Raw genomic sequence first — 20,729 nt, forward strand, 5'->3', positions numbered from 1 at the left:
CATCTCCGGGTCAGCGCTCGATGTGGTCGAGGTGCAGCATGCGCGCGAGGTTCTTGTCGAGCTCGTCGTCGCGGAAGATCTTCTTCCAGTCCTCCTTGATGATGCTCTCGCGACCGTAGTCCATCGCGATCAGGCACGCGTCGCTGAACGGGTTGTCGCCGCGCAGGCCGTTGGCGAGCGCCACCTGGGTGTGCCCGTAGAGGATGCTGCGCGCCGCCGCCTCGGGGACGCCCATCGTGTGGATCGCCTCGTCGAGCGCTTCGTTCAGGAGCGAGCCGATCATGCAGGCGACGGTCTCGACGAGCGTCGGCTCGAGCTGGGCGAGCTGCTTCACGGTGACGAAGTGGACGTCGATGACCGGTGCGTAGATTGCGCGGACGGTCTCCTCGACGATGCGCGCGTGCTCGGGGTCGTCGGACTCGACGGCGGCGATGGCGTCCTGCGGGGCGGCGATGCCGCCGAAGGTGTCGGCCCACTCCTCCTTCGTGGTGCGCTCGAGGAACACCGACGGGTGGCACGGGTGCGCGACGGCCTGGATGACGTCGTCACGGGTCGTGAGGAGCCCGGCGTACGCGGCGGCGGGGTCGAGCGTCAGCACGATCGCGCCGGTCTTCAGCTGCGGGACGAGCTCGGCCGTGACGGCGCCGAGGGCGAGGTCGGGGACGGCCAGGACGACGATGTCGGCGTCCGCGACGGCGACGGATGCCTCGGTCAGCTCCCGTCCTGCGTCGAGGGTCCGTTCGCGTCCGCCGGGGGAGTTTTCGACGTAGTGGACGGTGTGGTCGGTCTTCACGAGGTTGTTGGACACGCGCATGCCCATCTTCCCTCCGGCACCGATGACGGCGATGGTGTGGCTCATTCGAAGCTCCTCAGGTGGTCGAGGGTGGCGCGGGTCCATTCCCGCTCCGTGCGGATGGTGGTCTCGGGGTCGCCCTGCCAGGGCAACCAGTGCTCGACGATCTCGTTGATCCCGCGCTCCCGCGGGCGGACCGTGTCGAGCAGGTGTCGGTAGTCGTGCAGGCCCGTGCCCATGCGGGCGCCCGAGTAGGTGAAGCCGACCCAGCCGGGCTGCCGGTCGAACGCGAAGTCCTTCGCGTGCACGTTCACCACCGCGGGGGCGGTCTGCTCGACGCACGTGCGCGGGGATTCGAGCCGCGCGACGACGTTGGCGGGATCGAGGCAGATGCCGAGGTGCGTGCTGTCCACGTCGCGCACGAGGCCGAGCAGGTCGTCTGTCGCGACCTGCTCATACGTCTCGAGGGCGAGTGCGACCCCGGCCGACTCGTACGAGGGGAGGATGCCGCGCAGCAGCGCGCCGGCCTCGGCGAGCGTCGGCCGGGAGTCCGGCCCGAACACCATGCTGCGCACGAGCCGGGCATCGAATGTCTCCGCGAGCGCGAGGAAGCGTTCGAGGTGGTCGTGCTCGATGCCTTTCGTCCCGAGTTCGATGCGGAGCCCCAGCTCGCGCGCGGCGCGGGCGGCATCCCCGACCTCCCGGTCCGACATCTCGGTCAGGGGGGCGTAGTCGCAGATCTGGAACAGCTCGACGCCCAGCTCGCGGGTGCGCTCGAACGCGCCGACGAGCGAGAGCGGGTCGGGGGAGCGGTCGGAGTGCTCCCAGAAGAAGGCGTACGTCCCGAGCCCGATCACGGCGCGCTCCGTCGGAGCGCGAGGGCGTGCGCGTCATCGAGGACCGCGGCGAACGCCGACGGGTCGTGTGCGAACCGGCCGAGGAAGAGTCCGTCGACGGCGTCGCCGAGTTCGCCGAGCAGGCCGGGCCCCGCCGAGCCTCCGTAGATGACGCGCGAGCCCGCGCGGTCCGGGTCCGCGTCGAGCGCCGCGCGCAGCGCGCGGGTCACCGTGGCGATGTGGGGAACGGGCGCGGGTGAAGGGGCGCCGATCGCCCAGACCGGCTCGTACGCGACGACGACCGGTCCCGCCGGGGCGCCCGCGAGGTCGCGCGCGAGCTGGGCGACCGTGGCCGTCGCGGCGGACTCGGCATCCTGCCGCTCGTCCTCGCCGACGCACAGCACGGGCGTCACGCCGTGGCGGAGCGCCGCGGCGGCCTTCGCGGCGACGACCTCGTCCGACTCGCCGAACAGCCGACGCCGCTCGGCGTGGCCGACCTCGGCATACGCGACGCCGGATTCGGCCACCTCCGCGGCGGTCACCTCACCCGTGAACGGGCCAGGCTCGTGCGCCGAGACGTCCTGCACGCCGAGGCGAGCGGGAGTCCCCGCGAACGCGCCGGCGGCGTCGTCGACCTGCAGGTAGGTGGGGATGACGAAGACCTCGACGGCGCCGCTGCGCACACCCTCGTGGGCGCGCAGCGCGGCGGATGCCTGCGCGAACCACGCGCGCGCCTGACGCCGCCCGAAGTACGCCTTCAGGCTGACCCCCACCGTGACCTGCGTCATCAGCAGGATCCGGTGCTCTCGTACTCCCCGATGACCGCGACCTTCGACGCCGAGGCGGAGGACGGGTCGAACCGGTAGGTCAGCCACTCGCGCACGAGCCGGCGGGCGAGCTCGATGCCGACGACCCGCTGCCCCATCGTGAGCACCTGCGCGTCGTTGGAGAGCACGCCGCGCTCGACCGAGAACGAGTCGTGCGCCGTCACGGCGCGGATGCCCGCCACCTTGTTCGCCGCGATCGCGACGCCCAGCCCGGTGCCGCAGATGAGCAGCGCCCGGTCGGCCTCGCCGCGGGCGACGCGCTCGGCCGCCTCGATCGCGACCTTCGGGTACGGCGTGTGGCCGTCGGCGGCGACGCCCACGTCGACGACCGACGCGACGCCCTCGCTCTGCTCGAGGTCGTGCTTGAGGATCTCCTTGTAGTCGAAGCCGGCGTCGTCGCTGCCGACGATGATGCGCAGGGGCTCGGTCATGTCAGTTCCTCTCGGGGGTGTCGGCCGATGCGGACCGACTGATGACGGGGGCCGCGGCGAGGGTCTCGCCGACGGCGGTGACGATCAGGGCGAAGGAGTGGGCGCCGGCGTCGACCGTGCCCACGGCGTGCTCGCCGTGTGTGCGGGCCCGACCCTTGCGAGGGAGCAGGTCGGCCGTCGCGGCGGCCGCGGCGGTCGCCGCCACGGCCGCGGTACGCCAGGCATCCGCGAGACGCGCACCCGCCGCGACGTCGCCCGTGAGCGTCTCGGTGAAGGGGAGCAGCGCGTCGACCATGGTCTTGTCGCCGCGTTCCGCCTTGCCGTGCGAGACGACGGCGCCGACGCCCGCCGCGACGCCGTCGGCGATGCGCGTCGCGTCGGGCCGGCCGGCGTCGCCGAGACGGGACGCGAGTTCGGCGAGCAGCAGACCCCACAGGGCACCCGAGGTCCCGCCGGCGCGGTCCGACCACGCGTCGGCCGCCCGGGTGAGCGTCGTCGCCGCACCGGCACCCGCGTCGGCGGCCTGCCGCGCGGCGCGGACGGCGGCGCGCGATCCGCGCTGCATCCCGATCCCGTGATCGCCGTCGCCCGCGACCGCGTCGATGCGTCCGAGCTCGTCGACGTGCTCGTCGATCGTCCGCGCGACGGTGTCGAGCGCGGCCACGACGGTCGATGCGAGCAGGACGGATGCCGCGTCGCCGGCGACCTCGTCCGCCGCGGCCGCCGAGGCGGTGCGTCCGGCATCCCGCCGCTCCGTCGTCGGGGCCGCGCCGCGGCGGTACGCGGGGGTGTCGACGGGGGTCTCCCACAGGTCGGCGAGCTCATCGTCGAGCCAGAACAGGGTGAGCGATGTCCCCGCCATGTCGAAGCTGGTGCAGTACTCGCCCACGTGCGGGTCGACGATCTCGAGCCCCGCCTCGTCGAGGAGGGCGGCGACCCGGCGGTAGACGACGAACAGCTCCTCGTATTTCAGTGAGCCGAGGCCGTTGAGCAGCGGGACCACGCGGCCGTCGGCACCGTCGGGCCGTTCGGCGAGCAGCCGTGCCACGAGCATCTCGGCGAGGCCGTCGGCGGTCGGGATGTCGGTCTCGTCGATGCCGGGTTCGCCGTGGATGCCGAGGCCCACCGCCATGCGACCGTCGGGCACCGAGAACAGCGGAGCGTCCGCGCCGGGGAGGGTGCACCCCGTGAAGGCGACGCCGAAGGAGCGGGTGCGGTCGTTCGCGAGGCGTGCCACGCGTGCCACGCCCGCGAGGTCGTACCCGGCGGCGGCGGCGCCGGCCGCGGCGCGGAAGACGGTGAGGTCGCCTGCGATCCCGCGGCGACGATCGCGCTCGGCGGGGCCGGCGCTCGCGATGTCGTCGGTGACGACGACGGTCTCGCAGGGGATGCCCTCAGCGCGCAGGCGTTCTTTGGCCGCATCGAAGTTGAGCACGTCGCCGGCGTAGTTGCCGTAGCTCAGCAGCACCCCGCCGCCTGCGTGCGCCGCCTGTGCGACGGCGTGGACCTGCTGCGTCGAGGGGGAGGCGAAGAGGTTCCCCATGGCAGCGCCGTGCGCGAGGCCCGGCCCGACGAGGCCGCCGAAGGCCGGGTAGTGCCCGGACCCGCCGCCGATGACGACGGCGACCTGACCATCGGGCACGCGGGTGCTGCGGACGACGCCGCCCGTGACGCGCTCGACGTAGCGACCGTTCGCGGCGACGAAACCGTCGATCATCTCGTCGGCGAAGTCCGCCGGATCGTTCCACAGGCGCGTCATCGCGGGCTGCTCCTCGGGTCGGGGGTGCGGGTGTCCCGCATCGCCATTGTGCACAACCGGTTGACCAATTGCAAGCCTGGCGGTGGAGGCGCGGACGGGGCGCGACGGTGGTGGATCCGGCCGCGGGGGAGTAGGACGGACGCAGTGTCCCACCGACGCAGGGAGGCCCTCATGATCATCCGCACGCCCGATCCAGACGGTGCCGACGGTGCCGTCGCCGAGATCTACCGCGACGACCTGGACGACGACGGGTTCGTGTTCAGTCATACCCGGGCCATGGCGGTGAATCCCGAAGCGCTCGCGGCCTTCGAGACGCTCATCCGCGCAATCGTGCCCTCGATCGGCGTCCGCACCTACGAGCTCGCAACGCTCGCCGCCGCGGGCGCGCTCCACTCCCGACACTGCCTGCTGGCCCACGGTCGCAAGGCGCTGCGCGCCGGCGCGCTCGACGACGACCAGCTCGAGGCCGTCGCACTGCGGGGCGACCACCCCGACCTCAGCGCCGCCGACCGTGCGGTCATGCGGTACGCGCGGCGACTGTCGACGCACCCCGGCGACATGACCGACGCCGACAGTCAGGAGCTGCGCGACGCGGGCTTCGACGACCGTCAGATCGTCGACATCACCCTCGCTGCTGCGGCGCGGAACGCCTTCAGCCGCACGCTGCAGGCGCTCGCCGTGCCGGTCGAGACCGAGCTCGCCGGGCTCAGCCCCCGCCTGCGCGACGCGCTGATGGCATCCGCGTGGAGTGATTCCGATTGACGGCAGGGGGCCGTCCCGTATGTTGAAGCCGTGCCCGCGTACCCGTCCGACCGCTCCGCCGACATCACGGCGTCCCTCGGCGTGCTGCCCTCCGGCACGCCGGTGTCCGAGGTCGCGCGCCGGCTCATGGACCTCTTCACGAGCGGAGACCTCGAGCCCGGCACGCGCCTGCCTCCCGAGCGCCAGCTCTCGGTCACGCTCGGCGTCGGCCGCTCGGCTGTGCGCGAGGCGCTCGCCGCCCTCGAGATCCTCGGCATCGTCGACGTCCGACCCGGCTCCGGCACCTACCTCCGGGGGACGGCGAGTGACCTGCTGCCGCAGACCCTCCGCTGGGGCCTGCTGATCGGCCGCCGCAGCACCGACGATCTGCTCGACGTCCGCTCGGGACTCGAGATCTACTGCGCCCGCCTCGCGGCGTCGCGGGCGGGCGCGGCAGACACCGCTCGGCTGGCCGCATCCCTGCAGCAGATGCGAACCGCCGACGACGATCTCGCCGCCTTCGCCCGAGCGGATGCCGCATTCCACGACGCGCTCGCCCGCGCCGCCGGCAACGCCGCGCTCGTCGACCTGCTGCACGTGGTGCGTTCGCTCCTGCAGGTGTACGCCGACCGGGCCGTGCACGACGCCGACGCCGCGCGCCTGGCGATCGCCGAGCACGACGCCGTGTTCCGCGCGGTCGAGGCGAAGGACGAGGACGCCGCGGCGTCCGCGATGGCCGCGCACATGGCGACCGCGGCCGCGCGACTGGCGGGGACGTCCGCGGGCTGACCCCGCCAGCGCTCGAGCCGGCCTGGTCGCGGTTCCGGGGACGCAATGTGTCGCCCGAGCGCTCGCCCGGCAGGTTGCGTCGCTTGAGCCGGCCCGTCCTCCGCAGCACCCTCTTGCGCCAACCACTGAACGTTATTTAGTCTTCTCGTGCCCGGGTCGAGGCTGATCCGGCACGCCACGACGACGTCGCAGGAGACCGCAGTGACCGCATCCCTTTCCACCGCCCCCGACGGCACGCGGTACCGCGATCTCAATCGCAACGGCGTCATGGACCCGTACGAGGACCCGCGGCTCCCCGTCGCCGAGCGCGTCGCCGATCTCGTCGCACGGCTGTCGGTCGAGGAGAAGGCGGGCCTCATGATCCAGACGATCGTGTCGACGACGACCGACGGCGAGGTCGACGGTCCCGCGATGATGCCTGGGCGCACGACGGCGCGCGAGTTCATCGAGCGATCGCACGTCACGCACCTGAACATCCACCAGATCCCGGACCCGCGCGCCATGGCCCGCTGGGTGAACGGGCTGCAGCGCGTCGCCGCGGCATCGGGTCACGGCATCCCCGTGACGATCTCCACCGATCCGCGGCACTCGTTCACCGAGAACTGGGGCGCATCCTTCACGGCGGGGCACCTCTCGGCGTGGCCCGAGCCGCTCGGCCTCGGCGCCATCGCCGACCCGGGCTTCGTCCGGGAGTTCGCCGACATCGCACGTCGCGAGTACCTCGCGGTCGGCATCCGCTCGGCCCTGCATCCGACGCTCGACGTCGCGACCGAGCCGCGCTGGGCGCGGCAGTACAGCACATTCGGGCAGGATGCCGACCTCGTCGCGCGGCTGGGTGTCGCCTACGTCGACGGGTTCGAGGGCGGCGACCGTCTCACCGCCGCGAGCGTGGCGTGCATGGCCAAGCACTTCCCCGGCGGCGGTCCCGAGAAGGACGGTGAGGACCCGCACTTCCCCTACGGGACCGACCAGGTCTACCCCGGCGGCATGTTCGAGTACCACCTCGAGCCGTTCCGTCGCGTCATCGACCGCGGCGTCCCGGCCATCATGCCGTCGTACGGCGTGCCGCGAGGGCTCGTCCTCGGCGGCGAGGCGGTCGAGGAGGTCGGCTTCGGCTTCAACCACCAGATCATCACCGGGCTGCTGCGCGAGACGCTCGGCTTCGACGGCGTCGTCTGCACCGACTGGGGGCTCATCACCGAGTCGCGCATGATGGGCAAGCAGCTGCCGCCGCGGTCGTGGGGCGTCGAGCACCTGAGCGAGACCGAGCGGGTGCGGAAGGCCCTCGACGCCGGCTGCGACCAGTTCGGCGGCGAGGACGACCCGGAGCTCATCCTCGAGCTCGTCCGGTCGGGCGCCGTGCCCGAGTCGCGCCTCGATGTGTCGGTCGCGCGCCTGCTGAGGGTGAAGTTCGAGCTCGGCCTGTTCGACGACCCGTTCGTCGATGAGGATGCCGCGGCCGAGGTCGTCGGCAGCGCCGAGTTCCGTGCGGTCGGCACCGCGGCCCAGTCGCGATCGACGGTGATCCTTCCCGGCGCGGCGGCTGCGGCATCCGTTCTGCCCCTGCGCACCGGAGTCGCGGTGCACGCTCCGGAGATCTCCGACGAGGCGCTGCGCGAGGCGGGGCTCACCCCGGCGGCTGCGGCGGCGGACGCCGACGTGGCGATCGTGCGCGTGGCGCCGCCGTTCGAGCCCCGCGACCGCTTCATGCTCGAGTCGAGCTTCCACGCAGGTTCGCTCGCGTTCCCCGACGAGGTCGTGGCGAGCGTCGCCGAGGTCGCCGCCGTCGCGCCGACCGTGGTCACGGTGCACCTCGAGCGGCCGCTGCTGCTCGCCCCGCTCGTGACCCACGCCGCTGCCGTCGTCGCGACGTTCGGGGCGTCGGAGTCCGCGATCCTCGACGCGCTCACGGGACGCGTGCCCGCCGAGGGGCGCCTGCCGTTCGAGATCCCGCGCGATGGCGACGCCGTGCTCGCCGGTCACTCCGACGTGCCGGGCGGGACGGTCGACCCGGTGTTCGAGGGCGGGCATCCGACGCTCGACGTCCGTGCCGATGCGTGAGCGTCGCGTCTCGGCGCAGGGGCGGGAGAGCCGCGAGCTGATCCTCGACACCGCGCTCGAGGTGATCGGGCGCCGTGGCTACGGCGCGACGTCGCTGCGTGACATCGCCGGCGAGGTCGGCATGACCCAGGCCGGCATGCTGCATCACTTCGGCACGAAGGAGAACCTCCTCGTCGAGGTGCTCCGTCGGCGGGATGCCGCGACCCGGGAGGCACTCTCCGAGCAGGCCGACGCCGAGCCGCCGTCCGTCCGCGTCGCTCGGCGCAACGCCGAGACGCCGGATCTCGTGCACCTCTACTCGAATCTGCTGGTCGCGGCATCCGCAGCAGATCACCCTGCCCGCGCGTTCTTCGAAGAGCGTCAGGAGGGCGTGCACGCGGTCGTCGCGGCGGACATCCGCGCGCGGCAGGAGGCGGGCGCGATGCCCGCCTCCCTCGACGCCGACATGGCGGCCACCGTGCTCCTCGCCCTCTCGGACGGCCTGCAGCTGCAGCGGGGCGTCGACCCGTCGATCGACATCGCCGCAGTGCTCGCCTGGACGTGGAAGCGGCTGGCGGGATCGCCCGGCTGACCGGCGGCCCCGCCCCGCTCAGTCGAGCCGCGTCAGTCTGATCGCCAGGAACTGCCGGCCCGGGAGGTCGACGCGCACCTGGCCGCGATGCGTTCCGGGTACCTCCTCGATCGTCGTGTTCCAGGTGTCGACGACCTCGACCCGCCACTCGCCCTCGTCGAGGATGACGTTCCGGAACCGGGGTCGGTTGAAGCCGAAGTAGCCCACCTTCACCCGGCCGGCGACGCCGCCCCACGGGACGTCCCAATCGCTCGGCAGCGGATCCCAGACACCGTCCGGCGCTTCGGCCTGCAGCCGCTCGAGGAAGGCGATGCGGCTCGGTGACGTCCCGTGCAGGGTGCCGCCCTTCGCCCACCACAGCACCTCGTCGTCGTCGCCGAACGAGCCGCCGCCGTCGAGCGCCGGCGGGTAGTAGGTCTCGCCGTGACCGACGTACCCGCCGCGCACGGCGCCCTCCCAGAACCTCCGCGTCATCTCCTCGCCGGTGATGTTGCCCCAGCCCTGGTCGATGTCGCCCTCGTACGCGCATTCGTCGATGACGACGGGCTTGCCCCACTGCTCGCGCCACTGGTCGGTGTTCTCCGCCGTCCGGTAGACGTCGACGCGCTGGATGCTCACGTGCGTGATCCACGGCTTCGCGTAGTCGTACACGGGGCGGCAGTTGTGGATCGAGTTGAGGTGGCCGAAGGCATCCTCCTCGCCGACGACCTCGGCCAGGCGCTCCCAGTCTGCGATGTCCTTCGACCAGAGCAGGTCGTACTCGTTGGCCATCGACCACCAGACGTTCGCGAACCCCGACAGGCGCCGGACGACGTACCGCAGGTAGCGCTCGTCGACGGCGGGGCCGAGGTCCGCGAAGCCCCACCGGTCGTACGCGTGGAACAGGATGAGGTCCGCTTGGATGCCGAGGGCCGCCAACTGCGCGATGCGCGACTCGAGGCGGCGGAAGTGCGCGGGGTCGAACCTCGTCAGATCGAAGCCGTCCGCGAGGCTCCCGACGAAGGGGAAGTCCGCCGGCTCGTTGGCGTTGTAGAGGTACGACTTCGGGAAGACGCACATGCGGATCTTCACGAACGGCGCATCGGCGAGGGTCGCCAGCGTCTGCTCCTGCAGCTCCTCGGGCTGGTGCGTCCAGACGTACGACGTCGTGCCGACGGGGCGGTGGCGGGTGCCGTCCGCGTGGCGGAAGTGCAGGCCGTCCACCCGCACCGGGCCGTGCGAGCCTTCGCGCGGCGCGACGACCTCGACCGCGCCGGTGATGCCGTCGAGCGACCGCGCCGTCGAGCGCGTCTCGAATGTCCATGTCCCGACGACGTCGGCGAGCGCACGGACCGCGTAGCGGCCGTCGCCGTCGTAGAACCCGCCGACCCGGATCTCGTCGCCGCCCCGGCGGAAGACCGCGTCGAGCTCGACGTCGACGAAGGGGTTGCCGTGGGACGGGCCCGCGAACACCAGCTCGAGCGGGTCCCACTGCGGCGTCGGCGCGGGCACGGTCACCTCCGCCGAGCCTCGCGCGACCTCCTCGCCCTCGTAGGCGGGGTCGGGGTCGACGGCGGGGGCGTACGGCGGCCTGCCGCCGCCGGAACCGACCTCGGCCAGCGCGGCGAAGAAGCGCTCGCGCTCCTGCAGGTCCTCGAGGGCCGGCACGAGTGCGACCAGCTGCCCCAGTCGACCGCCGCGGAACTGCGTCGCCATGGGGGAGGCGGCGATCCCGGGCAGGTAACGCTCCAGGATCGCGCGGGCGGCGGGGTCGTCGAGGGCTTCGCCGAAGGTGGTGGCGCGGTCGAACATGGCTCTTCTCCGAGGGGTGTGTCAGACGGATGCCGTCGCGCGCCGGATCGCATCGTCGACCGATGCGAGCAGGGCGGGAGGCGTGAACATGAGGGCGGTCGTGACGGGCCGGCGAGCACCCCACCGCGTCTCGGATCTGATGGTCGCAGCGCGCGCCGGGTCGACGGCGGCGATCGTGTCGATCAGGGCGGCGTACGCGCGGGGGTCATCGATCACATCGGCCAGCGAGGCGCCCACGCCGTCGAGCGCGGGTCGCGCGGCGGCAGCCGGCGCCGGGACGCGCCACGTGTGCCGACCCGAGCCGACCCGCGTCGAGACGCCGGGCAGCGCGACCTCGGCGTCGGTGTTCGGCGGAACGACCGCCGTCACGACGATGTCCGCGCCGTCGCGATGCCACTGCACCGACGCCTCGCCGTAGGGCGTGCGGTGCCGCGCCGAGGCGGATGTCAGCGCCTCGAGCGGCTGCGGTGCGATGCGCAGCCGCCGGTACCCGGGCGCGGCGGGGGCGAGGCCGGCCACCGTCCGGTGCAGCCAGTCGGCGACGGCACCGAGGGCGTAGTGATTGAAGGAGGTCATCTCGCCCGGGTTGACGGTGCCGTCGGGCAGCAGCGAGTCCCATCGTTCCCACACCGTCGTCGCGCCTTGGGTGACGGGGTAGAGCCACGACGGGCACTCGGTCTGCGTCAGCAGGCGCTCGGCGGCATCGAGGTGGCCGCCCCGGGTGAGGGCGTCCGCGACGAGCGGCGTTCCGACGAAGCCGGTGCCGATGCGATAGCCGCCCTCGCGCACCAGGTCCGCGAGGCGATCGGCGAGCGACGCCCGCACGGCGGGGTCGGTGACGAGGTCGAACTCGAGCGCGAGCGCGTACGCGGTGGGCGCATCGCTCACCATGCGCCCGCGCGGCGTCACGTACTCGGCGACGAATGCCTGCCGGCTGCGCTCGGCGAGCACGCCGTACTGCGCGGCATCCGCTTCGAGACCGAGGATGCCGGCCGCCTCGGCCACCTGCCGCAGCGACCGTGCGTAATACGCCGACGCGACGATGTCGCTGTCGACCTTCGCCTGTCCCGGCTTGTCGGGCGGCGCGGCCGGGTCGAGCCAGTCGCCCAGCTGCATCCGCCCCGCCCACAGGCCGCCCTCGCCCGCGTCGCGGCCGACGGCATCCACCCAGTCGCGCATGCTGTCGTACTGCGCGGCGAGCACGTCGCGGTCGCCGTACCGCTCGTGCAGCACGGTCGGGACGACCGTCGCGGCATCCCCCCATGCGGCCGGGGAGACACCCCCGAACGACGCGAACCCGCCGAGCGCCGAGGGGATGACGACGGGGACCGAGCCGTCCTCGCGGGCCTGCTCGTGGGCGAGGTCCCGCAGCCACGAGGCCAGGAACCCGGCGCTGTCGTAGAGGAACGAGGCGGTCGGAGCGAAGACCTGCAGGTCGCCGGTCCAGCCGAGTCGCTCGTCGCGCTGCGGGCAGTCGGTGGGGATCGAGAGGAAGTTGCCGCGCATGCCCCACACGACGTTCTCGTGCAGGCGATCGATGAGCGGGTCGGATGCCTCGAACCACCCGGTGCGCGTCATGTCGGTGTGGAGCACGACGGCCTCGACCGCGCTCGGGTCGGCGTCGATGCCGGTCACCTCGGCGTACCGGAAGCCGTAGAAGGAGAAGCGGGACTCGAGCACGTCGTCGCCGCCGGAGAGGTCGAAGGTCGCGGTCGCCGCGGCGTTGCGGAGGGGGCGGAGGGCGAGCTCGCCCTCGTCCAGCACTTCAGCGTGCCGGATCGTGACCCGGGTGCCCGCGGCGCCGCGGACCCGGAGCCGCAGCCGGCCGACGAGGTTCTGCCCGAAGTCCAGGATGCGGCCGCCCGAGGGCGTCTCCACGACGTCCGCGACCGGCAGGGACTCGATCCGCCGCACCGGCGGCGCGATGCGCGCCTCGGGGACGGGCACCGCCTCGTAGCCGGGCTTCGCGGCGGCTCCCACGCGCACGGGCGCGAAAGCCGACACCTGGCGGCGGAGGTCCTGGTGCTCGCCGGCGTAGATGCCGCTGTCGACGGTGGGGCCGTCGGAGGACGCCTCCCACCCGTCGCCCGTCGCGGCGACCGTGGTCGTCGTGCCGTCATCGAAGGTCACGCGCAGCTGCGCGAGGAACGAGGGCTGGGTCCCGTAGAGCCGGTCGGCGAACGCGAAGAAGCCGTACTTCTCCGTGTACCAGGCGCCGGCGACGGTCGCCGAGAGCACGTTCTCGCCCTCGCGGACGAGGGCGGTGACGTCGACCGTCTCGTGGACGAGACGGTCGCGGTACGCGGTCCATCCGGGTGAGAGGACGTCGTCCGACACGGCCGTCCCGTTGACCTCGGGCTCCGCCACGCCGAGCGCCGTCCAGAAGAGCAGTGCGCGCGTGACCGGCCGCCCCAGACGGAATCGCGTCCGGACGACGGTGGGCTGCGCCTCGCGTGCCGGCTCGGCGAGCCCCACGGGCTGCGCGACCCACTCGCCCGGCGCGAGGAAGCCGGCATCGACGGCCAGCGGTTCCGACCAATCGGTCCAGGTGCCGGATGCCGCCTGCGCCCGCACGCGCACGCGGCGCCGCTCGCCCGCGTCGAGCGGCGCGAACGGCCACGCGACGAGCACGCTGGCGTCACCCGGCAGCGCGACGACGCCGGTGCCGTCGTCCGCCTCGGCGGCCACCTGCATCCAATCGTCCTCGTCGGTCGCGACCGTCCAGGTCAGGCGCGGCGCGGCGGTGGCGACGAACGGGGTGTCGTCGCGGAGCTCGGCACGGAGGGTGGCGATGCGGGATGCGGGCTCGGTCACGGGGTGCTCCGGTGTCGGGTTCAGGCGAGGGTGCGGCCGAGCTCGGCGGCGAGGGCGACGGCGCGCGGGTCGGCGCCGCCCGGCCACGGGCCGCGCGCGATCGTCCACGCGAAAGCGATGCCGGTGTCGGGGTCGACGCACGCGAGGGCGCCGGCGGCGCCGTCGTGGCCGAACGAGCGGGGACCGCCGAAGGCGAGCTGCTGCGACGGCTTCTGGAAGACGATCGCGTGAGCGCGGTCGTGCTGGTGCAGCACCTCGTCGTACCCGCGGATCTGCTGCTGTCCGATCTGCGCGACCGTGTCCGCGCCCAGGAACGGCGCCGAACCGTCGACACCGGTGACGGCCGCTGCGAACAGCCGAGCGAGACCGCGGGCGCTGCCCGTGCCGCTGCCGCCGGGGTGACCGTAGCGCCAGCTGCGGGGCGAGTTGCCGAGGTCGACGTCGCCGCCCATCGACCCGAACACGAGGGGGCCCAGAGCGGAGTTCGAACGGACGAGGGTGTCGGAGACGGGCTGGATCATCGGCAGGACGTCGGCTCGTCGTTCTTCATGGTCCGCCGGCAGTCCGAGGAAGAAGTCGATGTCGTGCGGGGCGCGTATCTCCTGCTCGTAGAACTCGTGGAGGGTACGCCCGGTCACCCGGAAGACGAGCTCGTCGCCCAGGTTGCCGATCGTGATGGCGTGGTACCCGAAGGCGCTGCCGGGGTGCCAGAACGGGGTGGAGTCCGCGAGTCGCGCTGCCGCCGCGTGGTGATCGAGCAGATCGTCCCACGTGAGCACGGTGTCGGCCTGCGGCAGGCCCGCCTGGTGCGAGAGCAGCTGGCGCACGGTGACGGCGCCCTTGCCCTTCGCCGCGAACTCCGGCCAATACGTCGCGACGCGTTCGTCGAGGTCGAGCAGACCGCGCTCGACCAGCAGGCCGACCGAGAGGCCGATCGTGTTCTTCGTCACCGAGTAGGGGACGATCACCGCATCACGATCGAGGTGCGGCCCACCCCAGGCATCCAGGACGAGGTCGCCCCGGTGGTAGGCGGCGACCTGGAACGAGAGGTCGGGGTCGGCGGTGAGCCAGCCGTTCAGTCGGTCGGCGACGCCCTCGAGGCGGTCGTCGACCGTGCCCTGCAGCAGGCTCACGCGCCGGCCTCCCACTCGAGCTCGAGCGGCAGATCCACGACCGAGGCTCCCGCGCGCAGCGTGAACGCCCCGGGCTCCACCGCCCAGCCGCCGTCCCAGTGCGCGAAGCGACGGGCGTCGAGGGCGATGGATGCCGTCGCCGACCCACCCGCCTCGGCGCGGACGACGGCGTGCCCGACGAGCCAGCGGACCGGGCGCTCCACGGCCGAGTCCGCGCGCTCGGCGTAGACCTGCACGACCTGCTTGCCCGCGCGATCGCCGGTGTTCCGGAGCGCGATCTCGAGCGAATCGCCACGTCGTGCCGCGGCATCCCAGGCCCACGTCGTGTAGCCGAGTCCGTGGCCGAAGGGGTAGGCCGGCTCGGCGCCGGAGCGGAGCCATGCCCGGTAGCCGATGTGGATGCCCTCGGTGTAGCGGAGGACGCCGTCGTCGGGGACGACCTGCGTCACCGGCACGTCGGAGAGCGCGGCCGGCCACGTGGTGGGCAGGCGCCCGCCGGGCTCGGCGGCACCGGTGAGGATGTCGGCGACGGCGTGGCCGAATTCCTGGCCGCCGAAGTAGCCCTGCAGCACCGCCGCCACGTCGTCCGCCCACGGCAGGGCGACGGGGGAGCCGGCGTTGACGATGACGACGACGGGGGTCCCGGTGGCGGCGACGGCGCGGACGAGGTCGTCCTGCTCGCCGGGCAGGTCGAGGTCGGTGCGGTCGTACCCCTCGGACTCGACCTTCGCGTTGGTGCCGACGACGACGATCGCGACCTCGGCGGCGCGGGCGGTCTCGACGGCGCGCGCGATGAGCTCGGCGGGGTCGGTCCGCTCGGGGGCGATGCCGACCGTCGCCGACATGGCACCCGACAGCGCGCCTGCGTCGGCGCGGGAGAACTCGACGCGGACGTCGATCGCGGTGCCGGCCTGCACGGGCACGGTCGCGGTCAGCGACGGCGGGTTGAGGAACGCGGCGCCGAGATCGGTGCCTTCGATGACGGGCGCGTCGTCGAGCAGCAGTGCCCCGTCGACGATGAGGCGGCCCGGGTTGGCGCCGGCGAAGCCGAGTTCGACCTGCCCGGTCGATTCCGGCGTGTAGCGGGTCTCGAAGACGACGGTGCGGCTGGCGGCGATGGGGGCGTCGCCGCCGAACCAGACGAGCGCGCTCGAGCGCCGGTCCTCGGCGAAGAGCTCCTCGCCGTCGTCGCCGACGAAGGTGACGCGCAGTCCGGGCTCGCCCGTGACGGGGTTCGTCATCCGGTCGAGGGGGAGCTCGGCGACGCCCTCCTGGACGACCGCGCCGATCTCGTAGACGACGTCGGCACCCGGCAGCGCCTCGCGGATGCCCTCGAGCGGTGACACGGTGCGCTCGGGCAGCACCGTCGCCGACCCGCCGCCCTGGGTGCGGGCGTCGCGCGCGTTCTGGCCGATCACCGCGACGCGGCGCAAGGCCGCGGCATCCAACGGGAGCACTCCCTCGTTGCGCAGCAGCACCGACCCTTCGATCGCCGCCTCTCCGACGAAGGCGACGCCGTCGATGGTCGCCGGCGTCACCGCAGGCGAGCCCTCGAGCGCGCCGACGCGCTCGGCGAGGAGCAGGATGCGCAGCACCTTGCGGTCGAGGTCCGCTTCGTCGACGCGGCCGTCGCGGATGGCCTCGACCAGGTCGGCCCATGCCGGAGCGGGCCCCGGCATGGCGAGGTCCTGTGCGGCCGGGATCGCGTCGAGCGATCGCACGGCGGTCCAGTCGCTGACGACGACGCCGTCGAAGCCCCACTCGCTGTTCAGGGGGGTCTCGAGCAGGTCGTTCTCGGTCATCGTGACGCCGTCGACGGAGTTGTAGGAGCTCATGATGCTCCATGTGCCCGCCTCGACGGTGCGTTCGAACGGGGCGAGGTACAGCTCGCGGAGCGCGCGCTCGTCGACCTGCACGTCGACGGTGAAGCGGTCGGTCTCCGCGTCGTTCGCGACGTAGTGCTTCGGGGTGGCCGCGACGCCGTTGTCCTGCAGGCCGCGCACGTACGCGGCGCCGAGTCCGGCGCTCAGTTCGGGGTCCTCGGAGAAGCACTCGAAGTGCCGGCCGCCGAGGGGGGAGCGGTGCAGGTTGATGGTCGGGCCGAGTACGACGTCGACGCCCTTGCGGCGGGCCTCTGCGGCGGCGGCGGCGCCGTAGCGGTGGGCGAGGTCGACGTCCCAGGATGCAGCGAGCGCCGAGCCCGACGGCATGTTCAGCGACGGATCGCGCTCGTCCCAGCGGGGGCCGCGGACGCCCGCGGGGCCGTCCGACAGGGTCATGGCCCGCAGCCCGATCTCGGGCAGCGGAACGGTCGTCCAGAAATCCGCACCCTGGACGAGCGCGGCCTTCTGCTCGAGGGTCAGCTTCTCGAGGAGGGGGCGGAGGTGGTCTGCGGACGCGGTCATGCGATCTCCCGGTGTCGGAGGAAAAGGGGGATGGGGGATGCCGGCGCGCGAGCGTCTGCGCGCCGGCATCCGGTCAGGCTGCGCCCAGCGTCGAGGCGCCGGCCTCGGATGCGAGGAAGGCCCGCCGCGCGGCGCGGCGCTCCTCCTGCTTGTCGGGGTCGGGCACCGGTGCGGCCATGAAGAGGCGCTGCGTGTACGGGTGCTCGGGCTGCGAGGTCACCCGGTCGCCGTCGCCGTACTCGACGATCTCGCCCCGGTACATCACGGCCACGCGGTGGCTGACGTGGCGGACCACGGCGAGGTCGTGGGTCACGAACAGGTAGGCCACGCCGGTGCGCTCCTGGATCTCGACGAACAGGTCGAGGACGCGCGCCTGCGTCGACAGATCGAGCGCCGAGACCGGCTCGTCGCAGACGATCAGCCGCGGCTCGAGCGCGAGCGCGCGCGCGATCGCGACGCGCTGCCGCTGTCCGCCCGAGAACTCCCGCGGCAGTCGGCTGCGTGCGTCGGAGGGCAGGCCCACCTGGTCGAGCAGATCGCGCACCCGGGTCCGCGCCGTCGCCTTGGCGACCCCCGCTGCGGTCAGCGGCTCGATGAGGATCTCCTCGATCGTCATCGACGGGTTCAGCGACGAGTACGGGTCCTGGAACACGACCTGGATCTCGGAGGTCAGCGAGCGACGCTGCCGCCGGGTCAGGTGCGAGATGTCGCGTCCGTCGTAGGTGATCGTGCCCGCCGTGACCGGCGCGAGGCCGAGCGCGGCGCGGCCGAGCGTGGTCTTGCCCGAGCCGGACTCTCCGACGAGGCCCACCGTCTCGCCGGGGAGGATGTCGAGCGAGACACCCTTCAGCGCGCGGAACGGCTCGGCACGGAAGCCCTTGCCGGGGTATTCGACGACGAGGTCCTTCACCTCCAGCAGCGACGCGGTCATGCCCCTGCTCCCTTCGCGGCCAGCGGCGCCCGGGCGGGACCCTCGTCGAGGATCGCGCCCAGCAGCGCCTGGGTGTACGGGTGGCGTGCCTGGTGGAAGATGCTCCGCACCGGCCCCTGTTCGACGAAGACGCCGTTCTGCATGACCGTCACGCGGTCGCACAGGTCGGCGACGACCCCGAAGTTGTGCGTGACGAGGAGCATCGCCATGTGCCGCTCGGCCTGCAGGTCGCGCAGCAGGTCGAGCACTTCGGCCTGCACCGTCACGTCGAGCGCGGTGGTCGGCTCGTCGGCGATGATGAGGTCCGGGTCGGTCGAGACGGCGCCGGCGATCAGCACGCGCTGCGCCATGCCGCCCGAGACCTCGAACGGGTACGCGTCGAAGGTGCGCTTGGGCTGCGGGATCCCGACGCGTGCCAGCAGGTCGAGCGAGCGCTCCGTGGCATCCTTCTTCGACAGGCCGAGGTGTGCGCGCAGCGGCTCGACGAGCTGGCTCCCGATCGTGAACGACGGGTCGAGGTTGCTCATCGGCTCCTGCGGGATGTACCCGATGCGCTTGCCGCGGATGCCGGCGTAGGTGCGATCCGACGCGTCGGCCAGCTCGGTGCCCTCGTAGAGGATCGAGCCGCCCGTGACGTGTCCGCCGCGGGGGAGGAGGCCGAGCACCGCGAACGCGGTCTGGGTCTTGCCCGATCCCGATTCGCCGATCAGGCCGTGCACCTCGCCCTTGCGGATGTCGAGCGAGACGCCGTGGACGACCTCGATGTGCGACCCGTCGGGCTGGTCGTAGCCGACGCGCAGGTCGCGCACTTCGAGCACCTTCTCGGTGGCCTTCGTCCGGCGGGAGTCGTCGGGATGCCGGATGGTGCCCTGGTCTTCGATCACCGGCAGCTCGTCGAGGTCCTCGATCGGCTCGCCGCCGCTCGTCGAGACCGACGTGGTGACGGCCGCGACCGAACCCGTGGCGGTGGTCACGGCGCGACGACGCTTGCGACGGACCGAGACGGTGCGCTCGAGCTCGTCGCGCATGACGTTGGCGAGCAGGGTGAGCGCGATGCAGGTGAGGGCGATGGCGAGCGAGGGCCAGATGAGCAGGAGTGGCGTCCGGGCGATGTTCTTGAAACCGTCGTTCAGCATCGAACCCCAGGTGGGGACCTTCACGTCGCCGAGGCCGAGGAACTCGAGCCCGGACTGGATCGCGAGGGCGATGCCGGCGATGATCGCCGCCTGGATGATGATCGGCGCACGCACGACCGAGAGGACGTGGCGCCCGATGATGCGGGTGTCGCTGAGGCCCGACACGCGCGCCGCGTCGACGTACAGTTCGCTGCGCACCGCGGTGACGGCGGCGTAGACGAGTCGGAAGAACGACGGCGCGAGCAGGATGCCGAAGATGAACATCGAGATCCAGACGGAAGGGCCGAGGACGGCCCGCGCCGCGAGCAGGATCACGATGCCCGGCAGCGCCATGTTCAGCTCGGTGACCCACGTCGCGACCGCGTTGAACCAGCCCTGGTAGTAGCCGGCGATGAGGCCGCTGATGACGCCGATGACGATCGCGACGACGACGGCCAGCAGCGCGGCCAGGACGCTCGTCTGGGTGGCGACGAGCAGGCGCGACCAGACGTCGCGACCGCTGCTGTCGGTGCCGAGCAGGTGCCCGCCGCCCGGGGCCGCGAGGACGTTCCGGATGTCGGCGTAGTTCGGGTCGAGGGGGGCGATCGCACTGCCGATGACGGCGATGACGACGATCAGCAGCAGGAACAGGGCGGCTCCGACGCCGACGGGGCGCTTGAGGAGCCGTCGCGCGAGGTGCATGCGCACGGGCGCGGCATTGGCAGGCGGGAGGGAGAGGGCCGGGTTGGCCGCGGTTGCTTCGCTCACGAGAGCCTCACCTTCGGGTTCAGAGCGGCCTGGGCGAGGTCGATCAGGAGGTTGACGATGACGACGAGGATCGCGAACGCGATCACGAGGCCCATCACCACGGGGATGTCGCCGAGCACGGTCGAGCGGACGCTCAGCTGACCCATTCCGGGGATGGAGAAGATCTGCTCGACGACGACGGCGCCGCCGAGGAGACCGACGAACTGCAGGGCGAGGACGGCGAGTGCCGGTCCGCCGGCGTTGCGCAGCACGTGCTTGTAGATGACGGACCCTTCGGAGAGGCCGCGGGCGCGCAGCGTCCGGACGTAGTCGCGGGAGGTGGCGTCGATCACCGAGCCGCGCACCTGCACGGCGACCGAGGCGATCGCCCCGATCGAGAGGGCGATGATCGGCAGGGTGACCGATGAGACCCAGCCGCTGAACGACGTCGCGATCGGCACGTACCCGGTCGCCTTGAACCACTGCAGGTTGACGGCGAAGACGAGCACGAGGATCAGCGCGATGAGGAAGCCCGGCACCGCGAAGCCGATGAGCGAGAGGATCTGGATCGTCCCGTCGACGGCGCCGCCGCGACGGGCGGCGAGGACGCCGATGACGACGGCGATCACGGCCGAGATGAGGGTTGCGCCGAGGACGAGCGAGAGCGTGACCGCGAGGCGGTTCGTGACGCTGACGCTGACCAGTTCGCCGGTGAACCAGCTCCGACCGAGGTTGCCCGTGATCGCGGAGGTCAGCCAGTCGGTGTACTGGGTGAGCAGCGGACGGTTGAGGCCGAGCTCCTCGGTCTTCTTGGCGACCGTCTCGGCGGTCGCGTTCTCACCGAGGATGCGGCGGGCGATGTCGCCGCCGCCTGCGTAGAGCAGGAGGAACGCGACGGCGGAGATGACCGCGACGAGGACGACGCCGGACACGACGCGTCTGATGATGAATGACAGCATGATGACCTTCCCGGGTGACCGGCGGG

At 72.6% G+C, this 20,729-nt stretch carries 16 protein-coding genes; 4 read left to right on the forward strand and 12 right to left on the reverse strand.

Annotation, left to right across the window (positions count from 1 at the left end):
- Positions 1 to 10: 10 nt before the first annotated feature.
- Genes KZX17_RS06285 through KZX17_RS06305 form a run of 5 tightly spaced genes read right to left on the reverse strand, consistent with a single transcriptional unit; the run spans position 11 to position 4,646 of the window.
- Positions 11 to 859 carry a phosphogluconate dehydrogenase C-terminal domain-containing protein gene (locus tag KZX17_RS06285; RefSeq protein WP_248170067.1) on the reverse strand — a complete coding sequence of 283 codons (849 nt, stop codon included), beginning with the start codon at positions 857 to 859 and terminating at the stop codon, positions 11 to 13.
- Entirely contained in the window at positions 856 to 1,650 is a 795-nt protein-coding gene (locus KZX17_RS06290) for a TIM barrel protein (RefSeq protein ID WP_248170066.1), read from the reverse strand. Before KZX17_RS06290 ends, KZX17_RS06285 begins: the two co-directional genes overlap by 4 nt.
- A complete protein-coding gene (locus KZX17_RS06295) occupies positions 1,647 to 2,417 on the reverse strand; it encodes a triose-phosphate isomerase family protein (RefSeq protein ID WP_248170065.1) in 771 nt (256 codons plus the stop codon). The genes KZX17_RS06290 and KZX17_RS06295 overlap by 4 nt, the downstream gene beginning before the upstream one ends.
- Positions 2,417 to 2,887, reverse strand: a complete 471-nt coding sequence (locus tag KZX17_RS06300; RefSeq protein WP_248170064.1) for a ribose-5-phosphate isomerase — start codon at positions 2,885 to 2,887, stop codon at positions 2,417 to 2,419. The genes KZX17_RS06295 and KZX17_RS06300 overlap by 1 nt, the downstream gene beginning before the upstream one ends.
- 1 nt (position 2,888) lies before the next feature.
- Positions 2,889 to 4,646, reverse strand: coding sequence for a dihydroxyacetone kinase family protein (locus KZX17_RS06305; RefSeq protein WP_248170063.1), 1,758 nt, complete (start codon positions 4,644 to 4,646; stop codon positions 2,889 to 2,891).
- A gap of 171 nt (positions 4,647 to 4,817) precedes the next feature.
- On the opposite strand from KZX17_RS06305, the gene KZX17_RS06310 reads away from it, so the two are divergent.
- From KZX17_RS06310 to KZX17_RS06325, 4 genes are all read left to right on the forward strand, one after another.
- Entirely contained in the window at positions 4,818 to 5,408 is a 591-nt protein-coding gene (locus KZX17_RS06310; RefSeq protein WP_248170062.1) for a carboxymuconolactone decarboxylase family protein, read from the forward strand.
- Positions 5,409 to 5,438: 30 nt separating this feature from the next.
- The gene (locus KZX17_RS06315) at positions 5,439 to 6,176 is read left to right on the forward strand and encodes an FCD domain-containing protein (protein ID WP_248170061.1); all 738 of its coding nucleotides are present in this window, start codon (positions 5,439 to 5,441) and stop codon (positions 6,174 to 6,176) included.
- Between the two features lie 201 nt (positions 6,177 to 6,377).
- On the forward strand, positions 6,378 to 8,237 hold the full coding sequence (locus KZX17_RS06320; protein ID WP_248170060.1) for a glycoside hydrolase family 3 protein: 1,860 nt from the start codon (positions 6,378 to 6,380) through the stop codon (positions 8,235 to 8,237).
- Entirely contained in the window at positions 8,230 to 8,808 is a 579-nt protein-coding gene (locus KZX17_RS06325) for a TetR/AcrR family transcriptional regulator (protein ID WP_248170059.1), read from the forward strand. The genes KZX17_RS06320 and KZX17_RS06325 overlap by 8 nt, the downstream gene beginning before the upstream one ends.
- Positions 8,809 to 8,826: 18 nt before the next feature.
- Here the strand turns inward: KZX17_RS06325 and KZX17_RS06330 are convergent, their stop codons facing one another.
- The 7 genes from KZX17_RS06330 to KZX17_RS06360 form a co-directional block, all read right to left on the reverse strand.
- A complete protein-coding gene (locus KZX17_RS06330) occupies positions 8,827 to 10,599 on the reverse strand; it encodes a DUF5605 domain-containing protein (protein ID WP_248170058.1) in 1,773 nt (590 codons plus the stop codon).
- A 21-nt stretch (positions 10,600 to 10,620) separates the two neighbouring features.
- Complete coding sequence (locus KZX17_RS06335) at positions 10,621 to 13,413, reverse strand: alpha-L-rhamnosidase (protein WP_248170057.1); 2,793 nt, start codon at positions 13,411 to 13,413, stop codon at positions 10,621 to 10,623.
- 20 nt (positions 13,414 to 13,433) lie between these two features.
- Positions 13,434 to 14,546 (reverse strand): serine hydrolase domain-containing protein, encoded by a 1,113-nt coding sequence (locus KZX17_RS06340; RefSeq protein WP_248170056.1) that lies wholly within the window; start codon positions 14,544 to 14,546, stop codon positions 13,434 to 13,436.
- Positions 14,543 to 16,951: a glycoside hydrolase family 3 protein gene (locus tag KZX17_RS06345; RefSeq protein ID WP_248170055.1), complete on the reverse strand. Its 2,409-nt coding sequence runs from the start codon at positions 16,949 to 16,951 to the stop codon at positions 14,543 to 14,545. The genes KZX17_RS06340 and KZX17_RS06345 overlap by 4 nt, the downstream gene beginning before the upstream one ends.
- A gap of 73 nt (positions 16,952 to 17,024) precedes the next feature.
- Positions 17,025 to 17,882 (reverse strand): ATP-binding cassette domain-containing protein, encoded by an 858-nt coding sequence (locus KZX17_RS06350; RefSeq protein ID WP_248170054.1) that lies wholly within the window; start codon positions 17,880 to 17,882, stop codon positions 17,025 to 17,027.
- Entirely contained in the window at positions 17,879 to 19,765 is a 1,887-nt protein-coding gene (locus tag KZX17_RS06355; RefSeq protein ID WP_248170053.1) for a dipeptide/oligopeptide/nickel ABC transporter permease/ATP-binding protein, read from the reverse strand. The genes KZX17_RS06350 and KZX17_RS06355 overlap by 4 nt, the downstream gene beginning before the upstream one ends.
- A complete protein-coding gene (locus KZX17_RS06360; RefSeq protein ID WP_248170052.1) occupies positions 19,762 to 20,703 on the reverse strand; it encodes an ABC transporter permease in 942 nt (313 codons plus the stop codon). Before KZX17_RS06360 ends, KZX17_RS06355 begins: the two co-directional genes overlap by 4 nt.
- Between the last annotated feature and the right edge of the window lie 26 nt (positions 20,704 to 20,729).

It is taken from the genome of Microbacterium sp. EYE_78 (assembly GCF_023149035.1).
GTDB lineage: Bacteria > Actinomycetota > Actinomycetes > Actinomycetales > Microbacteriaceae > Microbacterium.